The organism is Alcanivorax sp. HI0007 (genome assembly GCF_001635525.1).
Lineage (GTDB): Bacteria > Pseudomonadota > Gammaproteobacteria > Pseudomonadales > Alcanivoracaceae > Alcanivorax.
Genome location: NZ_LWEJ01000156.1, coordinates 1 through 23,921 on the forward strand (window position 1 = coordinate 1; position 23,921 = coordinate 23,921).

Here is a 23,921-nt window from a genome sequence, read left to right on the forward strand (position 1 = left end):
GACATATCGTCGGTTGCAGAGCTGTCATCTTCAGTCGGGGTGCTGGAACAGGCTGCCAGGGCAGCTGCCAACATCAGGGCGAACAGCGGGTTAAGAAATGAACGCATGCGAAAAGCTCCTATAATTTCCTAGTATTGGACTCCGAGAATCACTCAGAGGAACGGCGACCAGGCCGGTTCTCTGACTTCACCTTCCTTCGACGGCAGCGTCACTTTCACTCTGCCATCGATGGATACGGCTTCCAGAACCCCCGTCCCCCGATCTTGCGTCCCGTAAATTACCATACTTCCATTGGGCGCAACACTGGGCGATTCATCCATGTCTGTGCGGGTCACAATATTGAATGTGCCCCGCTGGAGGTCCTGCACCCCGACGTTAAAATTTCCATTACGCCGGTGTACATAAACAAGATAACGACCGTCAGGCGTGACATCCGGGCGGGCATTATACGCACCCTCGAATGACACTCGCCGGACCGACTTATCATTTATGTTCAGTTTGTAAATCTGGGGCCCGCCAGATCGGCTGGAGGTGAACACCAGGTGCTCACCATCCGGCAACCAGCGAGGCTCCGTATCAATCCCGTAATGCTGGGTCAGCCGTGTTAGCTGCTTACTGGCGATATCCAGCATGTAAATCTCCGGGTTACCGTCCCGCGACAGGGTCAGCGCCAGCTTCTGACCATCCGGTGACCAGTCCGGGGCGCCATTGATACCCCTGAAGCTGGACACCTTTTCCCGGTTGGTGGTTGCCAGGTCATGGGTATAAATGGCCGGCATCCCGTCATCCTCGAAAGAAACATAAGCAACTTTCCTGCCATTTGGTGACCAGGTCGGGCTCATGATCGGCTCTTGGCTACGCAGGATAGTGGTAACACGGTGCCCGTCGGCGTCGGCATATTGCAGCTGGAAAGGGTTTTTGTCACTACGATTATGCGTCACATAGAGAATTTTGGTGGAAAACGCCCCCGGGATACCGGTGAGTTGCTCATAGATCCGGTCACTGATGGCATGGGCCACATCCCGCAGCTGTGAAACCGGCGGGCGATAGGTCTCCGACATGAGCTTCACCTGACGATTCACATCGAAAAGGGCGTAGCTCACTTCATACCCACCGCTCTCCTGGGCCTTCATGCTGCCAGTGATGATGTACTCCACCCCCAGCACGCGGAAATCCCGGTAGATGACCTCACTTTCGTTGCGCGGGCGGCTGAGCATATCCTCCGCCGGCAATGGCTTGAACTGGCCACTGCGGTGCAAATCCGCCTGCACAATCTGTGACACATCTTCGGGCGCGTTCTGCGCACCCTCAAAAGGCACGATGGCGATGGGCACCGCATCCACCCGGCCCTCTGTGACCCGGATAAGCAATTCTGCCCGGGCCATCACGGCGCCGAACATCAGGATGGCCGCCAGGCCAATCCGCCACATTTTCTGTGCCTTATATTCCAACTTCATTGTGCAACTCCAGGATCAAATTCGATCACCAGTGAGCGAAACTGTTTATCAAACAGCGGGCCATCTGGAACCGGCAGGGGGCTGGCCAGCTTCACCGCATTCATGACCGACTCATCAAAATCGGGATAACCACTGCTCTTCACCACAGACACATTGATCACCTCACCGCCGGGAATCATCTGAATCCGCACCTGTGTCTTGATGTCATCCCGGTTGCGATAGTTGCCGGGAATCCGCCAGCGCTGCCCTACCTGTGCGGAAATGGCATCGGTAAAGCTGGCCACTTCCACATCCGACTGATCCGCATTGCTGGCCGCATCTTGTGTTTCCTGCTGGGCTGGCTCCGCGGGCTTTGCCATTTCCAGCTCTTCCTCGGCCAGCATTTCTTCCAGGCTCGGCTCCTCAATCTCGGGGATGACCGGTTTGGGATCCGGCTTGGGCTCCGGTTTCGGTTTCGGCGCCGGCTTTTTGGCAGGCTCCGGTTTCGGCTTGGGCTTGGGTTTAGGCTCAGGCTTGGGTTCGGGCTTGGGCTCCGGTTTGGGTTTCGGCTTTGGCTTGGGTTTCGGTTCCGGTTTCGGCGCTGGCTTTTGCTCCGGCTTCGGCTTGCTCACCGGCGCCTTTTTCTGTTTGGACGTTTCCACCATGGTGGCTTTCACATGGGGAGGGATCACCGGCGCCTTGTGCAATGCCGGGTCGGTGCTCCAGCTGAACACCAGCAGCCCAAACACCAGCAGGTGAATGAACAGGGTAAACAGCAGCGCGGCGCCACGATCACTCATTGCTGCCCTGCGGTTCCGTTACCAAACCCAGCTGGGTAATGCCGGCTTCCTGCAAGGCACCCATCAACTGGACTACCTTGGCATAGGCCACCTGGCCATCGCCTTCGACCAAAAACAGGGTGGCAGGTTTCTGCTTGTGAATCCGCAAGGCATGCCCCTGCACCGTTTCCAGGCTGGCAGACTTGCGGCTGTCACTGCCCACATCAATGTAGTAACTGCCATCAGCGGTCACAGAAATGATCACCGGCTCATCCTTGGTGGTATCAATGGGCTCGCTGTTGCTGTCGGGCAGGTCCACATTGATGCCCTGGGTCATCATCGGCGCCGTGGCCATGAAAATCACCAGCAGCACCAGCATCACATCGATGTAGGGCACCACGTTCATCTCGGCAACGAGCTTGCGCGGCACCCTGATCTTCACGCCGCTCATGGCTTACCCCTCGCGTCCGTGAACCTGACGGTGCAGTACCGAGGAGAACTCCTCGGCAAACATTTCGTTTTCGGTGAGCAGAGCATCACTTTGCGCAGAGAAACGGTTGTAGGCCATCACTGCCGGGATGGCGGCAAACAGACCAATGGCCGTAGCAATCAAGGCCTCGGCGATGCCGGGTGCCACCACACTCAACGTGGCCTGCTTCACGTTGGCCAGGGCCATGAATGAGTTCATGATGCCCCACACCGTACCGAACAGCCCCACATAGGGACTGGTGGACCCCACTGTCGCCAGAAAAGGAAGGTGCTTGGTCAAGCGGGTCTGTTCACGCTGCAGGGCTACACGCATGGCACGCTGGCTGCCATCCATCACCGCTTCAGCGCCACGGGTGCTTTTCGACAGGCGCACGAATTCCTGGAAACCGGCGCGGAAAATGGCTTCCGTGCCTGCGTCCACGTCCGGATCCTTGCGGCTCTGGTTGTAAAGCGACGCCAGGTCATCACTGGACCAGAACTTCTCTTCAAACGCTCGCCCCGCCTTGTGGGCCCGGCCCATTACCCGATACCGACTGACGATCATGTACCAGGACGTCAACGACGCCAGCACCAACAGCACCATGACCAGTTGAACCACAATGGTGGCATGACTGATCAGACTGATGACGGACATACTGGATGCCTCAACCATTAAGCCCTTCTCCTTCGCTGGCTGCTTTGAATTTGTTGTACAGGTCCACCGGGATCCCGGCGGGCCTCAATGTATCTGCATTCACGCAGGCAAGCTTGATCTCGGCCTGGCAAAGCAGTGTGTCACCCCGGCGAACCTGCTGCTCGAAAAACAGCGTCGCCTTGCCCAGTTGCTTCAAGCGGGCGGTCACTACCAGTGCATCATCAATGCGAGCCGGCTGACGGTACTGCACATTGGCCGAATGCACGACAAACTGGAAGTTCTCATCGGCCAGCACATAATGCTGATAACCCAGGGTGCGCATGAATTCCGTGCGCGCCCGTTCCATGAATTTCAGGTAATTCACGTAATAGACGATGCCACCGGCATCGGTGTCCTCGATGTAGACGCGCACCGGCAGGGTAAATTCCCCGTTTTGCGGCTTTTTTTCAATCATTAAACAAATCACCGTCCTTGCGCGGCCGCTGCAGCCCGAAATGCCGCCAGGCATGGTTGGTGGTAGCCCGGCCGCGCGGGGTACGCTGGATGAAGCCCTGCTGAATCAGATAGGGCTCCACCACTTCTTCCAGGGTGCCGGCATCTTCATTGAGCGCCGCCGCCAGGGACTCCAGGCCCACCGGACCACCATCAAATTTATGCATTATCATGTCGAGCAAACGCCGGTCAGTGCCGTCCAGGCCGCAGCTATCCACTTCCAGCATGTCCAGCGCACGCTGGGCCATGGCTTCGGTAATTCGCCCTTCGCCCTTCACTTCCGCGTAATCGCGCACCCGGCGCAACAGCCGGTTGGCAATGCGCGGCGTACCACGGGCACGACGTGCCACTTCCAGGGCGCCGGCATCATCAATGGGAATGGCAAGAATGTCGCAGGCACGAATCACAATCCCGGAGAGATCTTCCACGGAGTAGAACTCCAGCCGCTGAACAATCCCGAACCGATCACGCAGGGGGGCAGTCAGAAGGCCCGCCCGGGTGGTGGCCCCCACCAGGGTAAACGGCGGCAGATCCAGCTTAATGGAGCGGGCCGCCGGCCCCTCACCGATCATGATATCCAGCTGGTAATCTTCCATGGCGGGATAGAGGATCTCTTCCACCACCGGTGACAGGCGGTGGATCTCATCCACGAACAGCACATCACCCTCTTCCAGGTTGGTGAGGATGGCCGCCAGGTCGCCGGCCTTTTCCAGTACCGGCCCGGAGGTAGACTTGAGTTCGCAGCCCATTTCCCGGGCAATGATATGCGCCAGGGTGGTTTTACCCAGACCTGGCGGGCCAAAGATAAGGGTGTGATCCAGCGCTTCCTGGCGGCCGCGGGCAGCATCAATGAAGATTTCCATGCGCTCGCGGACTTTCGGCTGGCCTTTATAGTCAGCCAGACTGGCCGGGCGGATGGCCCGGTCCTGCTGTTCTTCACCGGTGCCAACAGCGGCAGCTGAAATCAGACGGTCGTTTTCCATGCTTGCAGTAGGGAGACCCAGCGTTATGAGAGTGATGTTGAGCTAGCGTAGACGGATTGGTACCGGCAGTCATCTTTCCCTTTAGATTTCCTGGAAGAGCCTGCCGAAGGCGCCCTGTGATGGGTCGCAAAGTAAACCATGATGCCAAGGCTGCAATGCGAGCCACGAAAAACTTCAGGTTTTCAAACGCCCTTCAGTGGATTCGCCGCCAGGTTCGCCATGCGAGCATGGCTCCTACTAGGGTCAGCGCGCCAGACTTTTCAGTGCCAGGCGGATCAGTTGCTCACTGGTGGCGCCTTCCTCTGCCACCTTGCCAACGGCGGCGGCGGCATCCTTGTTACGGTAACCGAGCGCTTCCAGGGCAGCGATGGCATCGGAGCGGGCATCGTCCGGCTGGGCCAGAGGCGTCTGCCCCGGCAGGGACACTGGACCACCATCAATCTTGTCGAGCCGGTCACGCATTTCGATGACCAGTCGTTCGGCGGTTTTCTTGCCAATGCCCGGCACTTTCACCAGTGAGGTGGTGTCCTGATCGTGAATGCATTGCGCCAGCCGGTCTGCCTCGATGCCGGAGAGAATGGCCAGGGCCATTTTCGGGCCGACGCCGTTGACCTTGATCAGCGCCCGAAACAGCTCGCGCTCGTAGCGATCAGCAAAGCCATACAGCAACTGGGCGTCCTCACGCACCACGAAATGGGTGTGCAGGGTGAGCGGCTCACCGGTCTCCGGCAAGCTGTAAAAAACGGTCATGGGGGCTTCCACTTCATAGCCCACCCCGTTCACATCCAGCAACAGCACCGGAGGGCGTTTCTCGAGCAGGGTTCCGCGCAGTTGTCCTATCATGGCTGTGTTTTACTGTCCTTTTTAGCGTATTCGTCCGTTTCTGACTGCGGTGGCTCCGCCCATCCGGGCCAGTGACACACGCATATGGGCATGACACAAGGCGATGGCCAACGCATCGGCGGCATCTTCCTGGGGACGCTTTTCCAGGCCAAGCAGATACTTGACCATTTCCGCCACCTGCCCCTTTTCCGCGCCGCCGCGCCCTACCACGGCCTGCTTTACCTGCCGGGCGGAGTATTCAAACACCGGCAGCGAAGCCTGCATCACCGCGGCAATGGCCGCTCCCCGGGCCTGCCCCAGTTTCAGGGCGGAATCCGCGTTGCGGGCCATGAACACCTTTTCGATACTCACTTCCGCCGGACCGTAATCCATCACCACCTGGTGAATACCGGCGAAAATCTCACCCAGACGCGGGGGAATGTCCTTATGGGTCGTGGTAATGGTCCCGAAGGCCACTGCCCGACTGCGGTTGCCCACCTGTTCCACCAGACCGTAGCCGGTTCGCCGGGAGCCGGGGTCGATCCCCAGTAGTAATGCCATAAGCCGCTGACCCGAAAATAAAAACTGGTCCAGTTGTACCTTACAGCTGTCCATATGTCCAGTTAGCAAAACTGCAAGCTGCAAGCTGCAAGCTGCAAGCTGCAAGCTGCAAGCAAGATTGTGTTGCCGCAAACGGCCGGCACAACCTCCCTATACCAAAAAGCCCCGAAACACTCGGGGCTTTTTGGTTTTCCTTGTAGCTTGTAGCTTGAGGCTTGCCGCTACGCTTCTTCCGACGGCCAGCTGGCATTGGTGTAAACGTTCTGCACGTCGTCCAGATCTTCCAGCATATCGATCATCTTCTGCACGGTTTCAGCGGTATCCGCATCCATCTCCGCTTCCGTGGAGGGATGCATGGTGACTTCCGCATCGGCAAACTCCAGGCCGGCCTCGCGCAGGGCGTCAACCACATCACCGAACTGCTTGTCCGGCGTAGTAATCACCAGGAAGCTGCCATCGTCGTTTTCTTCCACGTCCTCGGCACCGGCTTCCAGGGCCACTTCCATGAGCTTTTCTTCGTCCACGCCGGGCTCGAAGAAGATCTCGCCACGCTTGGTGAACAGGAAGGCCACGGAACCGCTGGTGCCCAGATTACCGGCAAACTTGGAGAATGCATGGCGCACCTCGGCGACGGTACGGTTGACGTTGTCGGTCATGGTTTCCACCAGCACCGCCACGCCTCCCTTGCCGTAGCCTTCGTAGGTGATCTCTTCCATGTTGGCATCGTCATCACCACCGGCGCCGCGCTTGATGGCCCGGTCGATGGTGTCGCGGGTCATGTTCTGACCCAGGGCCTTGTCTACCGCCGCCCGCAGGCGCGGGTTGTCCGCCGTTTCACCGCCGCCCATTCTGGCCGCCACGGTGATTTCACGAATCAGTTTGGTAAAGATCTTGCCGCGCTTGGCATCCTGGGCCGCCTTGCGGTGCTTGATATTGGCCCATTTACTGTGTCCTGCCATGGTGTCTCCCGTAAATGCTACGAACAGACCGGCGCGGCCGGGCCGCGCCGCCGGTTGTTATCGAATCAACTGTCTTCTTTTCGTACCTGCACACCCACTTCACGCAGCTGCTTGCTGTCCACCGGTGACGGCGCATTGGTCATCATGCAGGAGGCGGTCTGGGTTTTCGGGAAAGCGATCACGTCACGAATGGAGTCACAGCCGGTCATCAGCATGACCATGCGATCCAGACCGAAAGCCAGACCACCGTGGGGCGGTGCACCGTATTTGAGACCGTCGAGCAGGAAGCCGAACTTTTCGTCCGCCTCTTCATCGGAAATACCCAGGGCCTCGAACACGGTACGCTGCATGGCCGGGTTGTGGATACGGATAGAACCCCCACCCAGTTCGGTGCCGTTGAGAACCATGTCATAGGCACGGGACAGGGCCCCTTCCGGGTTGCTCTTCAGTTCTTCCGGGCTGCAGCTGGGCATGGTGAAGGGGTGATGCAGGGCGTAGTACTGACCCTCGTCCTCTTCGAACATGGGGAAGTCCACCACCCACAACGGGGCCCAGTCGCCCTCGACCAGGTTCAGGTCGTGGCCCACTTTGACGCGCAGCGCACCCAGCGCTTCGTTGACGATCTTGGCCTTGTCGGCACCGAAGAAGATCAGGTCGCCGGTTTCGGCGCCGGTGCGCTCCAGAATGCCCTGGATGGCTTCTTCGGTGAGGAACTTGAGGATCGGCGATTGCAGCCCTTCAGCCCCCGCCGCCAGATCATTGACCTTGATGTAGGCCAGCCCCTTGGCGCCGTAGATGCTGACGAACTTGGTATAGCCATCGATGTCCTTGCGGGACAGGCTGCACCCTCCCGGAACTTTCATGGCCGCCACACGCCCTTTCGGATCGTTGGCCGGGCCGGAGAATACCTTGAAGTCTACACCGGCCAGCAGATCGGCGATGTCGATCAGCTCCAGCGGGATACGCAGGTCCGGCTTGTCGGAACCAAAACGCTGCATGGCTTCAGAGAACGGCATGCGCGGGAAGTCCGGCAGCTCCACATCCAGCAGCTCCTTGAACACCGAACGCACCATGCGTTCGGTGATGCCCATGATGTCCTCTTCCTCCACAAAGGAAGCTTCCAGGTCAATCTGGGTGAACTCCGGCTGACGATCGGCGCGCAGGTCCTCATCACGGAAGCACTTGGCAATCTGGTAGTAGCGGTCGAAGCCCGCCACCATCAGCAGCTGCTTGAACAGCTGCGGAGACTGCGGCAAGGCAAAGAAGCTACCGGGATGGGTACGGCTGGGCACCAGGTAATCCCGGGCACCTTCCGGGGTGGCCCGGGTCAGGATCGGGGTTTCCACATCCATGAAGCCTTCGCCTTCCAGGAAGGCGCGGACCACGTGGGTCAGCCGCGAACGGAATTGAAAGTTACGCAGCACTTCCGGACGACGCAGATCCATATAGCGATACTTGAGGCGCACTTCTTCGCCAGCGGCGGAATGGGCATCCAGCTCGAACGGCGGCGTTTGCGCCTCGTTGAGAATGGTCAGTTCCTTGCCCAGCACTTCGATATCGCCGGTGTCCATCTTGCTGTTGCGCACCGCTTCATCGCGCATACGCACCAGACCGGTCAGGCGCACCACGTATTCGCTGCGAACCTTGTCGGCCAGCGCGAAGGCTTCCACGGTGTCCGGATCGAACACCACCTGCACCAGACCATTACGGTCACGCAGGTCGAGGAAAATCACCCCACCGTGGTCACGGCGGCGACTGACCCAACCGCAAAGCTCAACTGTTTCTCCATCGTGGGAGGCTCGCAAATCACCGCAATAATGGCTTCGCATGCTTAACTTCCGCTTGTATTTCTGAGGGCGCTACCCGGGGCCAACCGCATCTGTCGGCAGTGCCTGTCCCCGGGTCGCTGAAAAAGGCGCCACAGTATAGCGATTCCACCGCCTGCGAGCCATGCCGGGGGGCGATTCCCTGCCAAACAGGCCACATCCGCCCCATTTTTGTTGAAAGTCCGTAAAAAATAGTGGTTTCACGGCTTGTGCAGTGAAAATTCATGGCATATAACAGATGCGAACCAATTCAGTGGCCCTCTGAGTTTGCGCAGTCCAGGGGCGTACCTGACAGGGAAGCAAGACCGGTTCCCCGCCGATCGGCGGAGACACACATTCTCAGGAAGACACAAAACAAGGGGTAAGTAATCCATGGCTGCAAAGAAAAAGACAGCTGCCAAAGCCACCAGCGCTACTGCGGCTCGAAAGGTTAAAACCATCACCGAACCGATGAACAAGACCCAGATCGTTAACCAGATCAGCGATACCACCGGCCTGACCAAGAAAGACGTCAACGCCGTATTCGATGAGCTGGCCGACATCATGGAAGGTCACCTGAAGAAACGCGGTGCTGGCCAGTTCACCCTGCCGGGCCTGATGAAAATCGTCACCCAGAAAAAACCCGCCACCAAGGCACGCAAGGGCATCAACCCGTTCACCGGCGAAGAAACCACGTTCGCCGCCAAGCCGGCCCGCACCATGGTAAAAGTGCGTCCGCTGAAAAAGCTCAAGGACATGGCATCCTGATGCCGCTTGCCACCGCCGGGCTCCGGCCCGGCGGTTGACCTTCTCTTTTCCCTCCTCTGGCCCCTGGCCACCCCAGCCTCTATAATCCGCGCCCACTGATATCACGCTGACTGACCCTGGTTGTTTTCTGGCCAACCGCAGCCACTCCGAGGCGCCAGCATTCAGCCCCTGCACAACACTAGGAGCGCGCCCATGGCAGAGCGTAAGGACAAAAAGAAGGTAATCGGCGAGCCGATGACCGACGAACAGATCAAGGTTTTCCTGGATTTCTCCAGCGAGGAAGGGGTAGACGCCGACTTCCACGTGCTCGAAAAAGCCTACCGGGCACTGCGGGCCGAAGATTTCGAGCGCTTCATCGGGTTCTTTCAGGAAAACGGCCGGGATATCAACGCCCGTGACCCCAAGGGCCGCACCCTGCTGGCCCTGATCGAGAGCCACCCGAAGTGCAGCGACTATGCCCAGCTGCTTCGTGATGCCGGCGGCACCCGCTAGCTGGCTGCCAGGGAGTCTCTGAATAACCCCTTGCGAACCCGGCGAGGTGTTGCCCAGCGGCTCCCTGAGACCTCCCCCGTCGCCTGACTCCTGTCGGGCAGCAACCCTACAGATACATTTCCCAAGGGAAATAGATACCCTCAGAAACTTGTCCACCGCCCAAGCCCATGGCATTGTTAAGCCATTACAAGGGCTATCGGGGCCCGGCGATCATATCGCCTCCAAAACGGGGTATTGGGAAAAGCCTGACAAGGCTTCGCTGACGTTTTTGTTTCCTCTGTCTTCACAGGCAGCGGGCGGCAAGGACTACAGCACGTTGTATTTCCTACCCTGATAAAACACACAACAACAACAAGAGCTGTAACCATCATGACAGCATATCCTCAACGACTCTGGCACTCCCTTTGTCTGATCGCGCTTTGTACATTGAGCTTGCAACTTCATGCGGCGCGGGACGATGACTACGATGATGAAATGGACGAAGTCACCGCGGAAGAACTGCAAATGCAGGAAATCCCCGTGGATGAACGCATCTTCCAGGAAAAATGGAACGACGTCCCCTACAAGAAAAGCTACTTCACCTACACCGACGCGCAAATCCGGGAAAAATGGGATTACCTGATGCGCGGCCTGAAAGTCCCCTACCCCTCTGCGGACTACATGCGCACCCAGTTCAAGAAATACCCCTTTATGTCTGAAGACATCCAGAACTGGGATGGCAAGGATTTCGACGGTCTGGAACGTCGCTACCTGGAAGTGTGGCGAATGTTCTTTGCCGGTGATTTCCAGAAAGCCCGGGAAGAGGGCCTGAAACTGGGCGCCATCGGCAAGATTCCTTCCCTGTTCTCCCAGCTCATGTATGCGATTTACCTGGCGGACCGCCAGAGCACCAAGTACATGATGCTGCAGGACGTGGCGAACCAGGCCCAGGAATATTTCGACGATATGAAGGAGGCCGAGGATGACCCGGAGGTAGCACCGATCGTGGCCACCGTGAAACTGGGTTACGCCTACGCCATCGCGCGTATCGCCGAAGAGTCTCCGGTCCCCATCGTTGTCGCACGACGCTATATCGGCAAGATCAAGGGCAGCGCCGAGGAAGTGGTGGAAGTCATGCCGGAGCAACCGCTGGCCCATGCTTTCCGCGCAGGCGTGGATGCCGGCATCATGCGCCGGGTCGGCAAGTTCACCGGCCGCATGACCTACGGGGCACGCACCACCACCGTGGAAGAGTCCTTCGCTGAAGCGCTGGAAATGGCTGGCGACATTCCCATCGTCAACTATGAATACGCCAACGCCCTCATTTACATGAACCGCAAGCGCGATCTGAATGAAGCGATCAGCTACCTGGAAAAGGCCATGAAAATCCGTCCGGAATTTTCCATGGATGCCCTGGATGTGATGTATTCCTACAAGCGCCTGCAGGAAGTGCGGTTGTATGCCCTGAACTTCCGCAGCTTCCGCAAGTTTGAAAAGCTGCGCCGCAAGTTCAGCAAGCAGACGGACCGTAATCTGACCAGCATCATCAGCGATCCGCTGACCATGGATATGCTGAACAATCCGGAAAACTACGTGCTGCCCCCACGCGGCTGATGTCACTCTACGAAGATACGCTGTTCCCGGTATTACTGGATTGGGCAACCCGTCCGGTCTACCGGGATCGCGAGCGGATCATCGGCCAGGCCCGGGGACGTGTTCTGGAACTGGGGGTCGGCACCGGCAGCAACTTTCCTTTCTATGGCGATGCGGCCACAGAGATCCACGGCATCGAACCGGCTCAGGCGCTGTTAACGCTGGCGCAGGAGGCGGCCAGCCAGTGTGCGCGGCCGGAGCGGTTTGTGTTGCGCACCGGTGATGCCCAGCAACTTCCCTACCCGGACCACCACTTCGATACCGTGGTCGCCTGCCTGGTATTCTGCACCATCCCGAATCCGGAGCGGGCCGCCGCAGAGGCCTTCCGGGTACTCAAACCCGGCGGCACCCTACTGGCACTGGAGCATGTACTCAGTGAACGTCGGTGGGTGCAGCGCCTGCAAAAAGGCATGAACCCGGCCTGGAAGCACCTGGCCTGCGGCTGCCAACTCACCCGCGATACCGCCAGCATCTTCCGTGGAGCCGGTTTCCGCCTGCACAAGGCCAGCCACCGCCGCCACCCGAAACTGCCCGCCTTTGCCGGGGAGTTGCTTGACGGGGCGCTGCTGAAACCCAGTTAAACGTTCAAAGTTGAAAGTTCAAAAGCGCGAGACAACGCTTGGTGCGCTGCTATGCCATGCCCGCTCTCAAACCCATGAGCGCGGAGCGTGAGGCTCCGGGAGGCGGCACCCCGGAACGCGTTTAAACTTTGAACTTTCAACTCACCCAACGGGACAAACTGCCACACCCACTCGCGGCACTTTGCCTTTACAATAGCCCCATGGATAACCGCCCCCCCTTACTGAACTGGCGACTGCGCCTGATATGGCTGCGCAGTCTGTTGGTGCTGATCATTACCCTTGCCCTGATGGTGCTGCAAAGTCAGGGGCATAGCGGCTATCGCCTGAATGAGCTGGGTTGGCTGGCGGCCTTGCTGCTGCCCAGCCTGATCACATTGCTGTCACACCGGGTGGGTCGCCAGCGCCACGCTCCGCTGCTAACACTGGAACTGGCCCTGGATACGATCCTGTTTACCGGCCTGATCCAGGGGTTCGGCGGCGCCGGCAACCCGCTGTCATTCTATCTGCTGGTCCCCGCCCTGCTGGCCTCGCTGACCCTGCCACTGAGAAGCGGAATGCTGGTGGCCGCCCTGGCACTGGGCGGCTATATGGTGTCCATGAGCTGGTATCAGATGCCGGCCATGGACAGCCCCCTTCATGCTCTCAGCCACCAACTCAGCGGTTTGCATGGGGTCGGCATGGCCGCGGTTTTTATCGCCCTGCTGGTCATGCTGACCTTGCTGGGACAGGTGATCCAGCGCCTGATGCGCCAACAGCAACGCCAGCAGGAGCAGGCCATTGACCTGGCCGGTCGCCGCGAGCACATGTACCAGATCGCCGCGACCCTGGCTGACCAGGCCCATGAGCTGAATACCCCGCTGGGGACGCTGGTAATGCTGGCAGACAATCTGTTGCATTCGCCACAACTGCCCGGCGCGCTTCGTGATGAAGTGACACAGATGGAACAACTGGCAAGAAACGTGGCCCGACGCCTGAAACAGGGCGACGACACCCCGCTACCGGAATCCCTGCCTTTCAGTGAGCTGTTGACCAGGCTGCAACAACACCTTCGGCATCTGGCACCGACCCTCTCTGTGACCCATCAACTGGATACCAACCCCAACGTGGCCAACCCGGAAGGCTGGTTCCGGGTCCTTTGCAACCTGGGTTATAACGCCATGGATGCCGGCGCCTCGCGGCTGGCAATCACGCTGCATGACCGGGATCAGAGTTACCGCCTGCAAGTCAGCGATGACGGCCCCGCCCACGCCCCGTCGGAGCGGGAAGGCATGGGGATTGGCCTGACGCTGGTCAGCACCACGCTGGAGCAAATGGGCGCACAGCTGGAAATGGAATTGGGACCTCGCTGGACCCAGGCTCGTATCGACTGGCCACGGGAGCTCGCCAGATGACTGTGCGCCAACTCCTGCTGGTGGAAGACGATGAGCCGCTGGCCGAACAGACCGCTCGCGCCCTGGAGCATCGTGGCAATCGTGTGGCCGTGGCCCACAACGCGGAACAGGCCCTCGCCCTGCTTGCCCGCTTGCCAGACCTGGCAGGCGCCATCCTCGACCAGAATCTGGGCAGCGACAACGGCCTGGATCTGATTGTCCCGATCCTCGAACATTTCCCGGACTGCCGTATCATTCTGCTCACTGGCTACGGCAGCATTACCGCGGCGGTGGCGGCAACCCACCGTGGTGCCCGCAACTATCTCACCAAGCCCGCCAGCCCTGCTGACATCCTGCAGGCCCTGGATACCGACCCGGCCAACCCGGCCCTGCCCTTACCCGCCACGCCACCGTCCCTGCAACGGCTGGAATGGGAGCACATCCAGCGCACCCTGGATGCCCATGATGGCAATATTTCACGGGCCGCCGACGCCCTAGGCATTCATCGCCGTACCCTGCAACGACGGCTGAAAAAGCGCCCTACCGCCAGTGACTACCAACGCGACAAGCACTTTCGCGAAGACTGACTGTCACAACTTGCCTTACACTGTTGGGCGAGTGGCAACATACCCAACCGGTGGGACACAGCATCAAATCCACATGCCGCCGGGAAACAGCGCACAGGGATGCAAGACTTGAGGGCACAGCAGCAGACAACCTGGTTCCTAACGCTATTTCTGATGCTGCTCGCCGTACCGGCTTTTGCTGATGACGCCCCGCAACTGCGCATCACTGGCAACGCCAGCGACGCGGTCAACAGCAACATTCGCGCCCTGGTCAATCTGTCCCGCTACCCCTGCGAGCCACCCACGGCCCAGTTCGGCCTGATCCGCCGGCAGATCCTCGCCAATAGCCAGCAAGCCTTGCAGGCCATGGGCTACTACGAGAGCACCTTATCCCTGCAAACCGACCAGCAAGACGGCTGCGCACGCGTCACGCTGGATGTAAATACCGGGCCGGCGGTGATCCTGCAGCGGGCCGACATCCGCATCCGCGGCGATGCCGCCAATGATCCTGCCTTCAATCATCTGGTGGCCACTGCGCAACTGGCCATCGGCCAGCGACTGCAACATGACCAGTACACCTCCCTGAAAAAAAACCTGCAGCAACAGCTGATCAGTCGTGGCTATGTGCAGGGACAACTGACCCGCAATCAACTGAGCGTGGACACCCGAAAACGCCAGGCCACCATCACATTGCATGTGGACAGCGGTCCCCGCTACGACTTTGGCGCCATCACCCTGACCGGCAGTGAACTGAGGGACAAGCTGGTCGATGCCTACGTGAGCTTTCATGAAGGTGAGCCCTTCGACAGCAAACAGCTGCTGGAGACCCAGCAGGCCTTTCTGGGCGCCGGGTATTTCAGTGCTGTGCGGGTCCAGAAAGGCACCCCGGATGATGACAGCCGGACCATTCCCGTGAGCATCAACCTGACAGACAACAATCGCTGGTCACTGCTCGCCGGCGTCGGCGCCAGCACCGATACCGGACCACGGGTGCGCCTGGGGGTGGAAAATCGCCGGGTGAACCGGGCCGGTCACCGCTTCCGGGCGGAAACGGAAGTCTCTCAGGTGCAGCAAGGGGCCGGTGCCAGCTACCAGATCCCGCTGAAAGATCCGCAACGGGAACGGCTGGATTTTCACACCAGCTATGTCAATGAAGTCACCGACAGCAAAGACAATGAACGCTGGACCACCGGTGCCGACTATATCGTCGAGTTGCAAAATCGCTGGGTCACCACCACGTCACTGACCTACCTGCGCGAGACCTACGAGATCGCCGGGGAAGTGGATCAGGCCGAGCTGATCATTCCCGGCTTCCAGCTCAGCCGCGTCAAGGCCAACGACCCCATCTATCCGTCTTTCGGCTGGCGGTTGAGCAGCAAAATCCGTTTCGCCAATCGTAACCTGTCTTCCACAGCCTCTTTCCTGCAACTGACCGGCAGCGGCAAGCTGCTTTTCCCGTTGCTTGGGGGGCGCGTACTGATGCGCGGGGACCTGGGCTATACAGAAGTCACGGATGTCCGGGAGCTGCCCGCCTCCATCCGTTTCTTTGCCGGCGGTGACTCCAGCGTGCGCGGTTTCGCCTATGAATCCTTGGGCCCACGGGCCGACAATGGGGATGTGATTGGGGGTCGGCATCTGGCCACCGGCAGCCTGGAGTATGACCATCCGATTACCGAGAAATGGCACCTGGCGGTTTTCACCGATGGCGGCAATGCCTTCAATAACGTCAATGATTTCGAAATTCGCCGCAGCGCCGGGTTCGGCATCCGCTGGCGCTCCCCGCTGGGACCAATCCGGCTGGACCTGGCCCGGGCCGTGGATGAACACCGCGACTGGCGCGTGCACCTGAGCATGGGGCCGGACCTGTGATAAAGCGAACCCTCAAGCGTTTCAGTGTCGGCCTGCTCGGGATGCTGTTCAGTCTGATCCTGATGGTGGTACTGACCACCTGGCTGCTGCTGGGCACGGCCACCGGCAACCGCTGGTTGCTGGGTCAGGTCAGCGAGTGGATCCCCGGGGATCTGCAGGTGGAAGACTGGCAGGGCAGTCTGCTGGACCGGGTCACGGTCACCGGTGTGCACTATCAGCTGGACGGGGTGTCAGTGACTCTGGATCGTCTTGAGGCGGAGCTGGTACCCGCTTCCCTCACCCGCGGTTGGCTGGAATTCACCACCTTATCCCTGGGCGATCTCCGCCTGTCACTGCCCCCGGATCCGAAAACAGAGGACACCGCCACGGCCGGTTTGCCTGACAGCCTGGCACTCCCTCTTGGGGTACGCATCGACACCCTGACAATGGCCTCACTTCGCCTCAACGACACCCAGCTGGTCAGTGGGCTGGATGCCCGACAGCTGGCTGCCTGGCGTCGCTTTCAACTGGCCAGCCTGACCACCCGCACGGTGGCCGATATCAGCGTGGAAGCCACCGCCCAGGGCAGTCTTGCCGCCCCCATGGAGATTCAGGGGCAAGCCCGTTGGCAGATGCCCCTGGCCGAGAACGAAACCCTCAACGCGCAGAAAGCAGCGGGCCAGCTCAATATCCGCGGATCGCTCTCGACCTTGATATTGGATCATGAACTGAGCGCCCCGGTGCAAATTCACAGCCAGGGCGAATGGCAACTCGCTGATCCGGAACGGCCCCTGGCCCTGGAACACCAGTGGCCGGCACAGCCGTTGCCACTGGTGTTGCCGCAACCACTCTCCGTGGGCGACGGCAGGCTGACCACCCGGGGGCCACTGGCAACGCTGCAAATAGCAGGCGAGAGTCGCCTGACCAGTGGCGACAAGACGGTGCATCTGTCACTGAACAGCCAGCTCACCAACGGTGGCCTGGCACTAGAGCAGCTGCAGTTTGATGACGGCGAGCAACAACTGGCAGGACACGGTGAACTGCAGTTCAGCCCCTTGAGCTGGGACCTGGAGCTGGAGGGCAAACTGGATACCGGCCTGCTGCATCCGCACTTCCCGGGCCAGCTCAGTGTGAAAGGCAACAGCCAGGGTACTCATGTGGACGGGCAATGGCAGTTGTCACCCAGCCGGCTAGAACTGGCCGGCCGGGTTCGCCAGCAGCCCCTGACCGCCACGACCACCGTGGCAAGCCATCAGCAAGGCCTGCAACTGGACAGCAACATCCGCTGGGGTGACAACCGGCTCACCGGCCGCGGCGCCATCCTGCCCGACTGGTCCCTGGACACCACCCTGGCCCTGCCGCGGCTGGACCAGCTCTACCCGGATATTCAGGGCCAGCTCAGCGGTCAGGTGCAAATCCGTGGTCCCCTGGCCACACCCCATCTGACCGGCAATCTGACCGGCCGGCAACTGGGTTGGCAGGATTGGTCGCTGGCCTCCCTGCAAACCCGGTTCCGCGCACTCGGCCCGGGCGCGCAGACCATGATGCTTGAGCTGAACACCGAGACGTTGCAGCAGGGCAACAGCGAACAACTGGCCGCCGCACAGCTCAGCCTCAACGGCACCCTGGCCGACCATCGTGCCACGGCCCGTTTCCGTCGTGACGATGTCCGCCTGGAGACAGGCCTGCAAGGCAGCCTGGTCTCTCTCCATAACGCGCCCCGCTGGCAAGGTTCGCTGTCCGATACCAGCCTGGTACACGCGCAACTGGGGCGCTGGCAGCAAAGCCGGGACACGTCGCTGGTGCTGTCCGCCACAGAGCAGTCCCTGAGCGCTTTCTGTCTTGAGCAAGCGCCGAGCCAACTCTGCCTGGAAGGCAAACGGGACGACGCCAATCAGGTCCACGTCCGCGCCTCCGTCGACGCCCTGCCGCTGGCGCTGGCCGGCGCCTTGCTGGGACCGGACTTTACCGTACAGGGCAAACTGAACGGCGACGCCTCCCTGCAAGGCCCGCTGGAAAACCCGGCTGGGCAGTTTCAGCTGCACACCGACAATGCCCGCCTGGCCGTGCGCACTCCGGACACTCCCCAGGAGCTGGTTATCGAGCAGCTCTCCATGAAAGGACAGCTGCAAGACCAGCGGCTGACCAGCGAATTGACCCTGGTCTCCGACCTGGCCAGCGCCAACGCCTCCCTGGAGCATGGCCTGGACGCCAACGGCCCCCTGAGCGGCCAGGTAGCCTTCCAGCTCTCCAGCCTGTCACCGCTGGCGCTGCTTACCACCGACCTGCGCGAAATCAGCGGTCAGGTCCGTGGCGATTTCGCCCTGGCTGGCACCCTTCGACAACCACTGATGGACGGCAACATCCGTCTGCATAACGGCAACGCCCTGGTCCCCGCCCTCGGCGTCGCCGTCACCGACCTGCAGATGGATGTGCAAGGCTCGCCCCGGGGACAACTGGATGTGAACGGGTCGGCAACCCTGGGCGAAGGCACCCTGACCCTGACCGGCACACTGGATCCCCGGGAGTGGCCAGCCACGGTGAACCTGTCATTGGATGGCCAACGGTTGCGGGTGGCGGACAGACCCGATGCCCGCGTGCTGCTCAATCCGAGCCTGACCCTCAAGGGCGACCTGGATGAGTTGCAGCTGGGCGGCAAACTGACCATCCCGGAGGCGGAAATCCAGCCCACGGAGCTTCCCGAGGGCGCGGTTACCGTCAGTCAGGATCAGGTCCTGGTGCATCAGGAGGGAAAACAGCAGAGTGGCCTGCCGTTGGGGATTGATGTCATCGTCAACCTGGGTGACAAGGTGCACTTCAAGGGCTTTGGCCTGGACGCCATGCTTGGCGGCACTCTGCAAGTGAACCAGCAACCGCAACAACCCCCTCAACTGAACGGCGAACTGGTAATCCGGGAAGGTCGCTACCGGGCTTACGGCCAGAACCTGGCCATCAGTGACGGTCAACTGATCTTCCAGGGCCCGCCGGACAACCCCGGGCTGGATATCCGTGCCATCCGCAAGATACCCAGTGAGAACGTGGTGGTCGGGGTACAGCTCAGCGGCACCCTGCAGGCACCGGAAGCCAGCCTGTTCTCGGAGCCGGGCATGGAACAAAGCCAGGCCATGTCCTACCTGCTGACCGGCCGACCACTGGAAAGAGGCTCCAAAGGCGACAACAACCGCATCGCCCAGGCGCTGGCACTCTATGGCCTGGAAAAAGGCAGCGGCGTCACGGAAAAACTCGGGGACAAACTGGGCGTGGATGAAATCAGCGTGGGCAGCGACTGGGAAACCGACGACGCCGCCCTGATGCTGGGCAAACAGCTGTCTGACCGCTTGTACCTGACCTATGCGGTGGGACTGTTCGATGCGGTCTCCACCGTGATGTTGCGCTACACCCTGACCCGACAGCTGCACCTGGAAGCCCGCTCCAGCACCCGCGCCAACAGCCTCGATCTGATCTGGGAGAAGGAGTTGCAGTGAATAGTTTCAAGTTGAAAGTTCAAAGTTGCAAAGCGCGATCCAGATTGGTTGCCATGCGATAGACCCTTTAGCCGCGCCGCCAGGCAGTTTTTTACTGGATGCCGGCGTCTGAAGTAATCACCTTGACCGGTCATCGCGGGCACGGCCTGGACATTTCTGCCCTGCTTTTCTCGCGCTTTGCAACTTTCAACTTTGAACTTTCAACTCCTCGGCAGCGCATAGGTTCCGGTCACATGGGCCACCATCTCGTCACTGCCTTCGCTGAACAGCTGCACTTCCAGCACGGCGGAACGCCGTCCCAGACGCAGAATCACCGCGTCGGCAATCAGATCCTTCTGTGCCGGGCGGGACAGGAAATTGATATTGAGGTTCTGGGTCACCGCCATTTCCACGCGACCCAGCTCGCCAAGAATCGCCGCATACATGGCCGCATCCGCCAGCCCCATCATGGTGGGGCCGGACAGGGTGCCGCCCGGACGAATAGTGGACGGCCGGAACGGACTGCGCACCCGGGCGCGTCGTTCGCCCACCGCTTCGACCCGCAGGCCTTCCTCAGATGCCGCCGGCAATCCCTGATAGATCACGTCCTGTACTTCTTGTGCATTCAGCATATGACTCGCCATTTAATTCTGGATACGGGGAGGATACGAAAGCCCGTGCAACAATCCCAGCAGCAATCATGATGGCTGGTGACAAGACGTCTTTGCCCCTAAAATAACCGGCTTCAGCAATAACCGGTCAAAGACTGTCTCCTATGCGCACTTCCCAGTACCTGCTTGCCACTGTCAAAGAAACCCCGGCCGATGCCGTTGTCATCAGCCATCAGCTCATGCTGCGTGCCGGCATGGTCCGCAAGCTGGCTTCCGGCCTGTACAACTGGCTGCCCACCGGCCTGCGCGTGCTGCGCAAGGTGGAGCAAATTGTCCGCGAGGAAATGGACCGTGCCGGGGCCCAGGAAGTGCTGATGCCGGTGGTTCAGCCCATGGAGCTGTGGGAAGAGTCCGGCCGGGCACCGGCCTACGGCCCGGAGCTGCTGCGGATTACCGACCGTCACAACAATCCCTTCTGCCTGGGCCCGACCCATGAGGAAGTGATTACCGACCTGGTCCGAAACGAGCTGCACAGCTACAAGCAGCTGCCGGCCAACTTCTACCAGATCCAGACCAAATTCCGGGACGAGATCCGCCCACGCTTCGGCATCATGCGCTCGCGCGAATTCATCATGAAGGATGCCTACTCCTTCCATGCGGACATGGAATCCCTGGCCGCCACTTATCAGGTCATGCATCAGGCCTACTGCGCCATCTTTGATCGTCTGGGCCTGGACTACCGCCCGGTGGAAGCGGATACCGGTGCCATCGGCGGCGCCGCCAGCCACGAGTTCCACGTGCTGGCCGACTCCGGTGAAGATGATATCGCCTTCTCCGACAGCTCCGATTACGCCGCCAATGTGGAACTGGCGGAAGCCCTGGCCCCCGCCACTGAGCGCCCGGCCCCCGGTGCGGCCATGGAAAAGGTGGATACCCCCAACGCCAAAACCATCGAAGAGCTGGTCGCGCAGTTCGATCTGCCCATGGAAAAAACCGTCAAGACCCTGGTGGTGAAGGGGGCGGAGGAAGGCCAGCTGATCGCCCTGCTGGTTCGGGGTGACCACGAGCTGAACGATATCAAGGCGGAGAAGCTGGACGCCGTGGCTGCGCCCATGGAGTTCGCCAGCGAGGAGGAAATTCGCCAGGCCATCGGCGCCGGCCCTGGCTCCCTGGGTCCGGTGGGGCTGCCGATCCCCATTGTCATCGACCGCAGCGTAGCGGTGATGAGTGACTTTGGTGCCGGCGCCAACGAAGACGGCAAGCACTACTTCAACATCAACTGGGAACGGGACGTGGCACTGCCCCAGGTGGCCGACTTGCGCAATGTCGTGGAGGGCGACCCCAGCCCGGACGGCAAGGGCACCCTGACCATCAAGCGAGGCATTGAAGTGGGCCATATCTTCCAGCTGGGCACCAAGTACTCCGAGGCTCTGGGCGCCAAGGTTCTGGATGAAAACGGCAAGTCCGTGGTCATGCCCATGGGCTGCTACGGCATCGGCGTTACCCGGGTGGTGGCTGCCGCCATTGAGCAGAACCATGACGACCGCGGCATTATCTGGCCGGCGGCCATCGCGCCCTTCCAGGTGGCCCTGGTGCCCGTAAACATCAAGAAGAGCCCCCGCGAGCGGGAACTGGCCGAAAAACTCTACGCCGAGCTGACAGACGCCGGCATCGAGGTGCTGTTCGATGATCGCGAGAAAGAACGCCTGGGCGTGAAACTGGCCGACAGCGAACTGCTGGGCATCCCCCACCGCGTCGTCATCGCCGAACGGGGCATGGACAATGGGGTGCTCGAATATAAAGGGCGAGGGGATGCGGAGAATACCGAGGTGGCCATGGATGAAGTTCTAGCATTCCTGAAAGGGAAGCTGGGCTGAGTTAACAGTTAATAGTGAACAGTTAACAGCGACGCGCGCCAGCACCTCGTAACTGGAAACGCAAGAGGCCGCGCCCAAACCATGGGCGCGGCCTCTTTGCTTCCGGAACAGACAACGCTGTTCCGCGCCGCTGTTAACTATTAACTGTTCACTATTAACTAGATTTTGATAGACCGCTTTACCGCCATCACCTGGCTCATGGTGTTATCTCCGTGGGCCGTCAGTTGCCACAACGGCAGGCCGCGATTATCTTTCTCCGACGATTTGGCAATCAAGCCCAGCGCCCGCAGATGGATCTTGATCTGGTTGAAGGCATGGGCAGCCAGCACCACGTTGCGCACCGCATGGGCACGGGGGAAGTCCTGCTGCACATCGCCCAGAGCCTTGCGACCGATGAAATCTTCCAGCGCTTTCTGCATCACCGGTTCGGATGCCGGATTGAGCATCAGCGGAGCCACACATGAGAACGCCTGATCCCAGCTGATCCGGGTGGTGACCATGGCCAGTTTGCAATCACCACCTTCATAGACATTACAGGAGTAATCCAGCGCCACCAGATCGCCCCCCCGGGACAGGGTTTTCAGCGGGGGCCGGGCCTGGCTCATGCTGTCTTCGCGTTCCTTTTCCAGCATCTCGATACGGGCTTTGAGGGCCTCGACCTCAGCCCCGCCGCCACCGATGCCGGCCTGGTCGGCGCGCACCCAGCCGTCAGCCCGATGTTCCCGCATCAGATTGGGGATCACCTTGTGGGCCAGCTCTGCCAGACCGCTCTCCGTGGTCCAGCGAAAGCAGGCCACTTTCTCTTCCAGCAGGCGCACAAAATCATCCCGGCGCACCTGGCCATCGCGGGTGGGTTCCTGCTGGTCAGCGGGCAACATGGCAGGGTTATCATGAATAAAGGCGACAATGGGTTTGCGCTTGGTGGCGGCAAAGATATATTCGCGGTGCAGCTCACTGAGCCCCATGGGTGAGAGCGTGCCGTAGCGGCCACCTACGATCAGCACGAAATAATCGCTGGTTTCGATCAGTTTCTGGATCACCGGCAACAGGGTATTGCCATCCGCAGCGGAACTGTCCAGACCCGTGGGAATCATGCCGTGCTCGATCAACGGCAACATCAATGCCTGGCGCGCCCCCTGCATATCGGGAAAGGTGGCACTGATAAAGACCTGGTAGCGTTTCGTCGCTGTCACCCTGGGTACCTGTAGCGTCGAGTTCGGCCCTCGCGGGCACTTTTTGGCTGGCTATTAAACCGCCTGTGGGTCCTCATCACAACCCGCAGGACCTGACGGAGCCCCCGATCGTGGGACATCCCACCGGTTCATGCTAGCCTGAGCACAAACCGCTGCACCGGACAACTCACGGCGCCAGCACTAACAATCAATATCGTAGCGCTTTTTGTAAGCTTACAGGAATGGGACGCCATGCAAACCATAGCCTTTTACAACCTGAAAGGTGGCGTGGGCAAGACCGCCTCGGCCGTGAATGTGGCCTGGCATGCCGCGCGCTGGAAGCACCGTACCCTGCTCTGGGACCTGGACCCCCAGGGCGCCGCCAGCTTCTATCTGGGGGTGGATGACGGCGACGGCTACAAGGCCGGCAATCTGATCAAGGGCAAACAACCCATCGGTCGACTGAAACGGGAAACCCGCTGGAAGAATCTGGATGCCATCCCCGCCGATATTTCCATGCGCAACGCGGATATCAAGCTGATGGAAAACGGCGGCGCCAAGAGTCGCCTGAAGCAGCTGA

The 23,921-nt window shown here is 60.2% G+C and carries 22 protein-coding genes; 10 read left to right on the forward strand and 12 right to left on the reverse strand.

The annotated features are described in order from the left end of the window. Positions 1 to 152: 152 nt before the first annotated feature. From tolB to aspS, 10 genes are all read right to left on the reverse strand, one after another. Positions 153 to 1,430, reverse strand: a complete 1,278-nt coding sequence (tolB, locus tag A3714_RS08095) for a Tol-Pal system beta propeller repeat protein TolB (protein ID WP_063509056.1) — start codon at positions 1,428 to 1,430, stop codon at positions 153 to 155. A gap of 23 nt (positions 1,431 to 1,453) precedes the next feature. Then, entirely contained in the window at positions 1,454 to 2,236 is a 783-nt protein-coding gene (locus tag A3714_RS08100; RefSeq protein ID WP_063509050.1) for a cell envelope integrity protein TolA, read from the reverse strand. Then, entirely contained in the window at positions 2,229 to 2,666 is a 438-nt protein-coding gene (gene tolR / locus A3714_RS08105; RefSeq protein WP_062816930.1) for a protein TolR, read from the reverse strand. The genes A3714_RS08100 and tolR overlap by 8 nt, the downstream gene beginning before the upstream one ends. A 3-nt stretch (positions 2,667 to 2,669) precedes the next feature. Further along, positions 2,670 to 3,356, reverse strand: a complete 687-nt coding sequence (gene tolQ / locus A3714_RS08110; protein ID WP_062816929.1) for a protein TolQ — start codon at positions 3,354 to 3,356, stop codon at positions 2,670 to 2,672. Further along, positions 3,349 to 3,792 (reverse strand): tol-pal system-associated acyl-CoA thioesterase, encoded by a 444-nt coding sequence (gene ybgC, locus A3714_RS08115; RefSeq protein WP_063509049.1) that lies wholly within the window; start codon positions 3,790 to 3,792, stop codon positions 3,349 to 3,351. The genes tolQ and ybgC overlap by 8 nt, the downstream gene beginning before the upstream one ends. Further along, positions 3,785 to 4,813, reverse strand: coding sequence for a Holliday junction branch migration DNA helicase RuvB (ruvB, locus tag A3714_RS08120; protein ID WP_062816927.1), 1,029 nt, complete (start codon positions 4,811 to 4,813; stop codon positions 3,785 to 3,787). Before ruvB ends, ybgC begins: the two co-directional genes overlap by 8 nt. A 243-nt stretch (positions 4,814 to 5,056) precedes the next feature. Further along, the gene (gene ruvA, locus A3714_RS08125; RefSeq protein ID WP_062816926.1) at positions 5,057 to 5,656 is read right to left on the reverse strand and encodes a Holliday junction branch migration protein RuvA; all 600 of its coding nucleotides are present in this window, start codon (positions 5,654 to 5,656) and stop codon (positions 5,057 to 5,059) included. Between the two features lie 21 nt (positions 5,657 to 5,677). Then, positions 5,678 to 6,196: a crossover junction endodeoxyribonuclease RuvC gene (gene ruvC, locus A3714_RS08130; protein WP_062817027.1), complete on the reverse strand. Its 519-nt coding sequence runs from the start codon at positions 6,194 to 6,196 to the stop codon at positions 5,678 to 5,680. 221 nt (positions 6,197 to 6,417) lie between these two features. Continuing rightward, positions 6,418 to 7,155, reverse strand: coding sequence for a YebC/PmpR family DNA-binding transcriptional regulator (locus A3714_RS08135; RefSeq protein ID WP_063509048.1), 738 nt, complete (start codon positions 7,153 to 7,155; stop codon positions 6,418 to 6,420). A gap of 65 nt (positions 7,156 to 7,220) precedes the next feature. After that, positions 7,221 to 8,984, reverse strand: a complete 1,764-nt coding sequence (gene aspS, locus A3714_RS08140; RefSeq protein WP_062816924.1) for an aspartate--tRNA ligase — start codon at positions 8,982 to 8,984, stop codon at positions 7,221 to 7,223. 369 nt (positions 8,985 to 9,353) lie between these two features. On the opposite strand from aspS, the gene A3714_RS08145 reads away from it, so the two are divergent. From A3714_RS08145 to A3714_RS08180, 8 genes are all read left to right on the forward strand, one after another. Then, on the forward strand, positions 9,354 to 9,728 hold the full coding sequence (locus tag A3714_RS08145; RefSeq protein ID WP_035248851.1) for an HU family DNA-binding protein: 375 nt from the start codon (positions 9,354 to 9,356) through the stop codon (positions 9,726 to 9,728). Positions 9,729 to 9,920: 192 nt separating this feature from the next. Beyond that, positions 9,921 to 10,220 (forward strand): PA4642 family protein, encoded by a 300-nt coding sequence (locus A3714_RS08150; protein WP_062816923.1) that lies wholly within the window; start codon positions 9,921 to 9,923, stop codon positions 10,218 to 10,220. A gap of 369 nt (positions 10,221 to 10,589) precedes the next feature. Then, complete coding sequence (locus A3714_RS08155; protein ID WP_063509047.1) at positions 10,590 to 11,813, forward strand: hypothetical protein; 1,224 nt, start codon at positions 10,590 to 10,592, stop codon at positions 11,811 to 11,813. Then, positions 11,813 to 12,433: a class I SAM-dependent methyltransferase gene (locus A3714_RS08160; protein WP_063509046.1), complete on the forward strand. Its 621-nt coding sequence runs from the start codon at positions 11,813 to 11,815 to the stop codon at positions 12,431 to 12,433. The genes A3714_RS08155 and A3714_RS08160 overlap by 1 nt, the downstream gene beginning before the upstream one ends. A 200-nt stretch (positions 12,434 to 12,633) precedes the next feature. Beyond that, complete coding sequence (locus A3714_RS08165; RefSeq protein WP_063509045.1) at positions 12,634 to 13,824, forward strand: HAMP domain-containing sensor histidine kinase; 1,191 nt, start codon at positions 12,634 to 12,636, stop codon at positions 13,822 to 13,824. Further along, positions 13,821 to 14,390 carry a response regulator transcription factor gene (locus A3714_RS08170; protein WP_063509044.1) on the forward strand — a complete coding sequence of 190 codons (570 nt, stop codon included), beginning with the start codon at positions 13,821 to 13,823 and terminating at the stop codon, positions 14,388 to 14,390. The genes A3714_RS08165 and A3714_RS08170 overlap by 4 nt, the downstream gene beginning before the upstream one ends. Before the next feature lie 153 nt (positions 14,391 to 14,543). Next, positions 14,544 to 16,238: an autotransporter assembly complex family protein gene (locus tag A3714_RS08175; protein WP_231866171.1), complete on the forward strand. Its 1,695-nt coding sequence runs from the start codon at positions 14,544 to 14,546 to the stop codon at positions 16,236 to 16,238. After that, on the forward strand, positions 16,235 to 19,702 hold the full coding sequence (locus tag A3714_RS08180; RefSeq protein WP_231866172.1) for a translocation/assembly module TamB domain-containing protein: 3,468 nt from the start codon (positions 16,235 to 16,237) through the stop codon (positions 19,700 to 19,702). The genes A3714_RS08175 and A3714_RS08180 overlap by 4 nt, the downstream gene beginning before the upstream one ends. Positions 19,703 to 19,902: 200 nt before the next feature. On the opposite strand, the gene A3714_RS08185 is transcribed toward A3714_RS08180, so the two are convergent. Continuing rightward, positions 19,903 to 20,313, reverse strand: a complete 411-nt coding sequence (locus A3714_RS08185) for a PaaI family thioesterase (RefSeq protein ID WP_063509041.1) — start codon at positions 20,311 to 20,313, stop codon at positions 19,903 to 19,905. A gap of 143 nt (positions 20,314 to 20,456) precedes the next feature. On the opposite strand from A3714_RS08185, the gene A3714_RS08190 reads away from it, so the two are divergent. Continuing rightward, on the forward strand, positions 20,457 to 22,169 hold the full coding sequence (locus A3714_RS08190) for a proline--tRNA ligase (protein WP_063509040.1): 1,713 nt from the start codon (positions 20,457 to 20,459) through the stop codon (positions 22,167 to 22,169). Between the two features lie 158 nt (positions 22,170 to 22,327). Here A3714_RS08190 and A3714_RS08195 read toward each other — a convergent pair whose 3' ends face one another. Continuing rightward, positions 22,328 to 23,362, reverse strand: coding sequence for a DUF4062 domain-containing protein (locus tag A3714_RS08195; protein ID WP_082810853.1), 1,035 nt, complete (start codon positions 23,360 to 23,362; stop codon positions 22,328 to 22,330). A 231-nt stretch (positions 23,363 to 23,593) separates the two neighbouring features. Between A3714_RS08195 and A3714_RS08200 the strand changes: the two genes are divergently transcribed. After that, on the forward strand, positions 23,594 to 23,921 hold a 328-nt coding region (locus A3714_RS08200), incomplete at its 3' end, for a ParA family protein (protein ID WP_156493846.1).

Coding starts and splice junctions, on each gene's coding strand:
- tolB (WP_063509056.1), bottom strand. CDS start 1,430: ATGTGGCGGATTGGCCTGGCGGCCATCCTGATGTTCGGCGCCGTGATG.
- A3714_RS08100 (WP_063509050.1), bottom strand. CDS start 2,236: ATGAGTGATCGTGGCGCCGCGCTGCTGTTTACCCTGTTCATTCACCTG.
- tolR (WP_062816930.1), bottom strand. CDS start 2,666: ATGAGCGGCGTGAAGATCAGGGTGCCGCGCAAGCTCGTTGCCGAGATG.
- tolQ (WP_062816929.1), bottom strand. CDS start 3,356: ATGGTTGAGGCATCCAGTATGTCCGTCATCAGTCTGATCAGTCATGCC.
- ybgC (WP_063509049.1), bottom strand. CDS start 3,792: ATGATTGAAAAAAAGCCGCAAAACGGGGAATTTACCCTGCCGGTGCGC.
- ruvB (WP_062816927.1), bottom strand. CDS start 4,813: ATGGAAAACGACCGTCTGATTTCAGCTGCCGCTGTTGGCACCGGTGAA.
- ruvA (WP_062816926.1), bottom strand. CDS start 5,656: ATGATAGGACAACTGCGCGGAACCCTGCTCGAGAAACGCCCTCCGGTG.
- ruvC (WP_062817027.1), bottom strand. CDS start 6,196: ATGGCATTACTACTGGGGATCGACCCCGGCTCCCGGCGAACCGGCTAC.
- A3714_RS08135 (WP_063509048.1), bottom strand. CDS start 7,155: ATGGCAGGACACAGTAAATGGGCCAATATCAAGCACCGCAAGGCGGCC.
- aspS (WP_062816924.1), bottom strand. CDS start 8,984: ATGCGAAGCCATTATTGCGGTGATTTGCGAGCCTCCCACGATGGAGAA.
- A3714_RS08145 (WP_035248851.1), top strand. CDS start 9,354: ATGGCTGCAAAGAAAAAGACAGCTGCCAAAGCCACCAGCGCTACTGCG.
- A3714_RS08150 (WP_062816923.1), top strand. CDS start 9,921: ATGGCAGAGCGTAAGGACAAAAAGAAGGTAATCGGCGAGCCGATGACC.
- A3714_RS08155 (WP_063509047.1), top strand. CDS start 10,590: ATGACAGCATATCCTCAACGACTCTGGCACTCCCTTTGTCTGATCGCG.
- A3714_RS08160 (WP_063509046.1), top strand. CDS start 11,813: ATGTCACTCTACGAAGATACGCTGTTCCCGGTATTACTGGATTGGGCA.
- A3714_RS08165 (WP_063509045.1), top strand. CDS start 12,634: ATGGATAACCGCCCCCCCTTACTGAACTGGCGACTGCGCCTGATATGG.
- A3714_RS08170 (WP_063509044.1), top strand. CDS start 13,821: ATGACTGTGCGCCAACTCCTGCTGGTGGAAGACGATGAGCCGCTGGCC.
- A3714_RS08175 (WP_231866171.1), top strand. CDS start 14,544: ATGCTGCTCGCCGTACCGGCTTTTGCTGATGACGCCCCGCAACTGCGC.
- A3714_RS08185 (WP_063509041.1), bottom strand. CDS start 20,313: ATGCTGAATGCACAAGAAGTACAGGACGTGATCTATCAGGGATTGCCG.
- A3714_RS08190 (WP_063509040.1), top strand. CDS start 20,457: ATGCGCACTTCCCAGTACCTGCTTGCCACTGTCAAAGAAACCCCGGCC.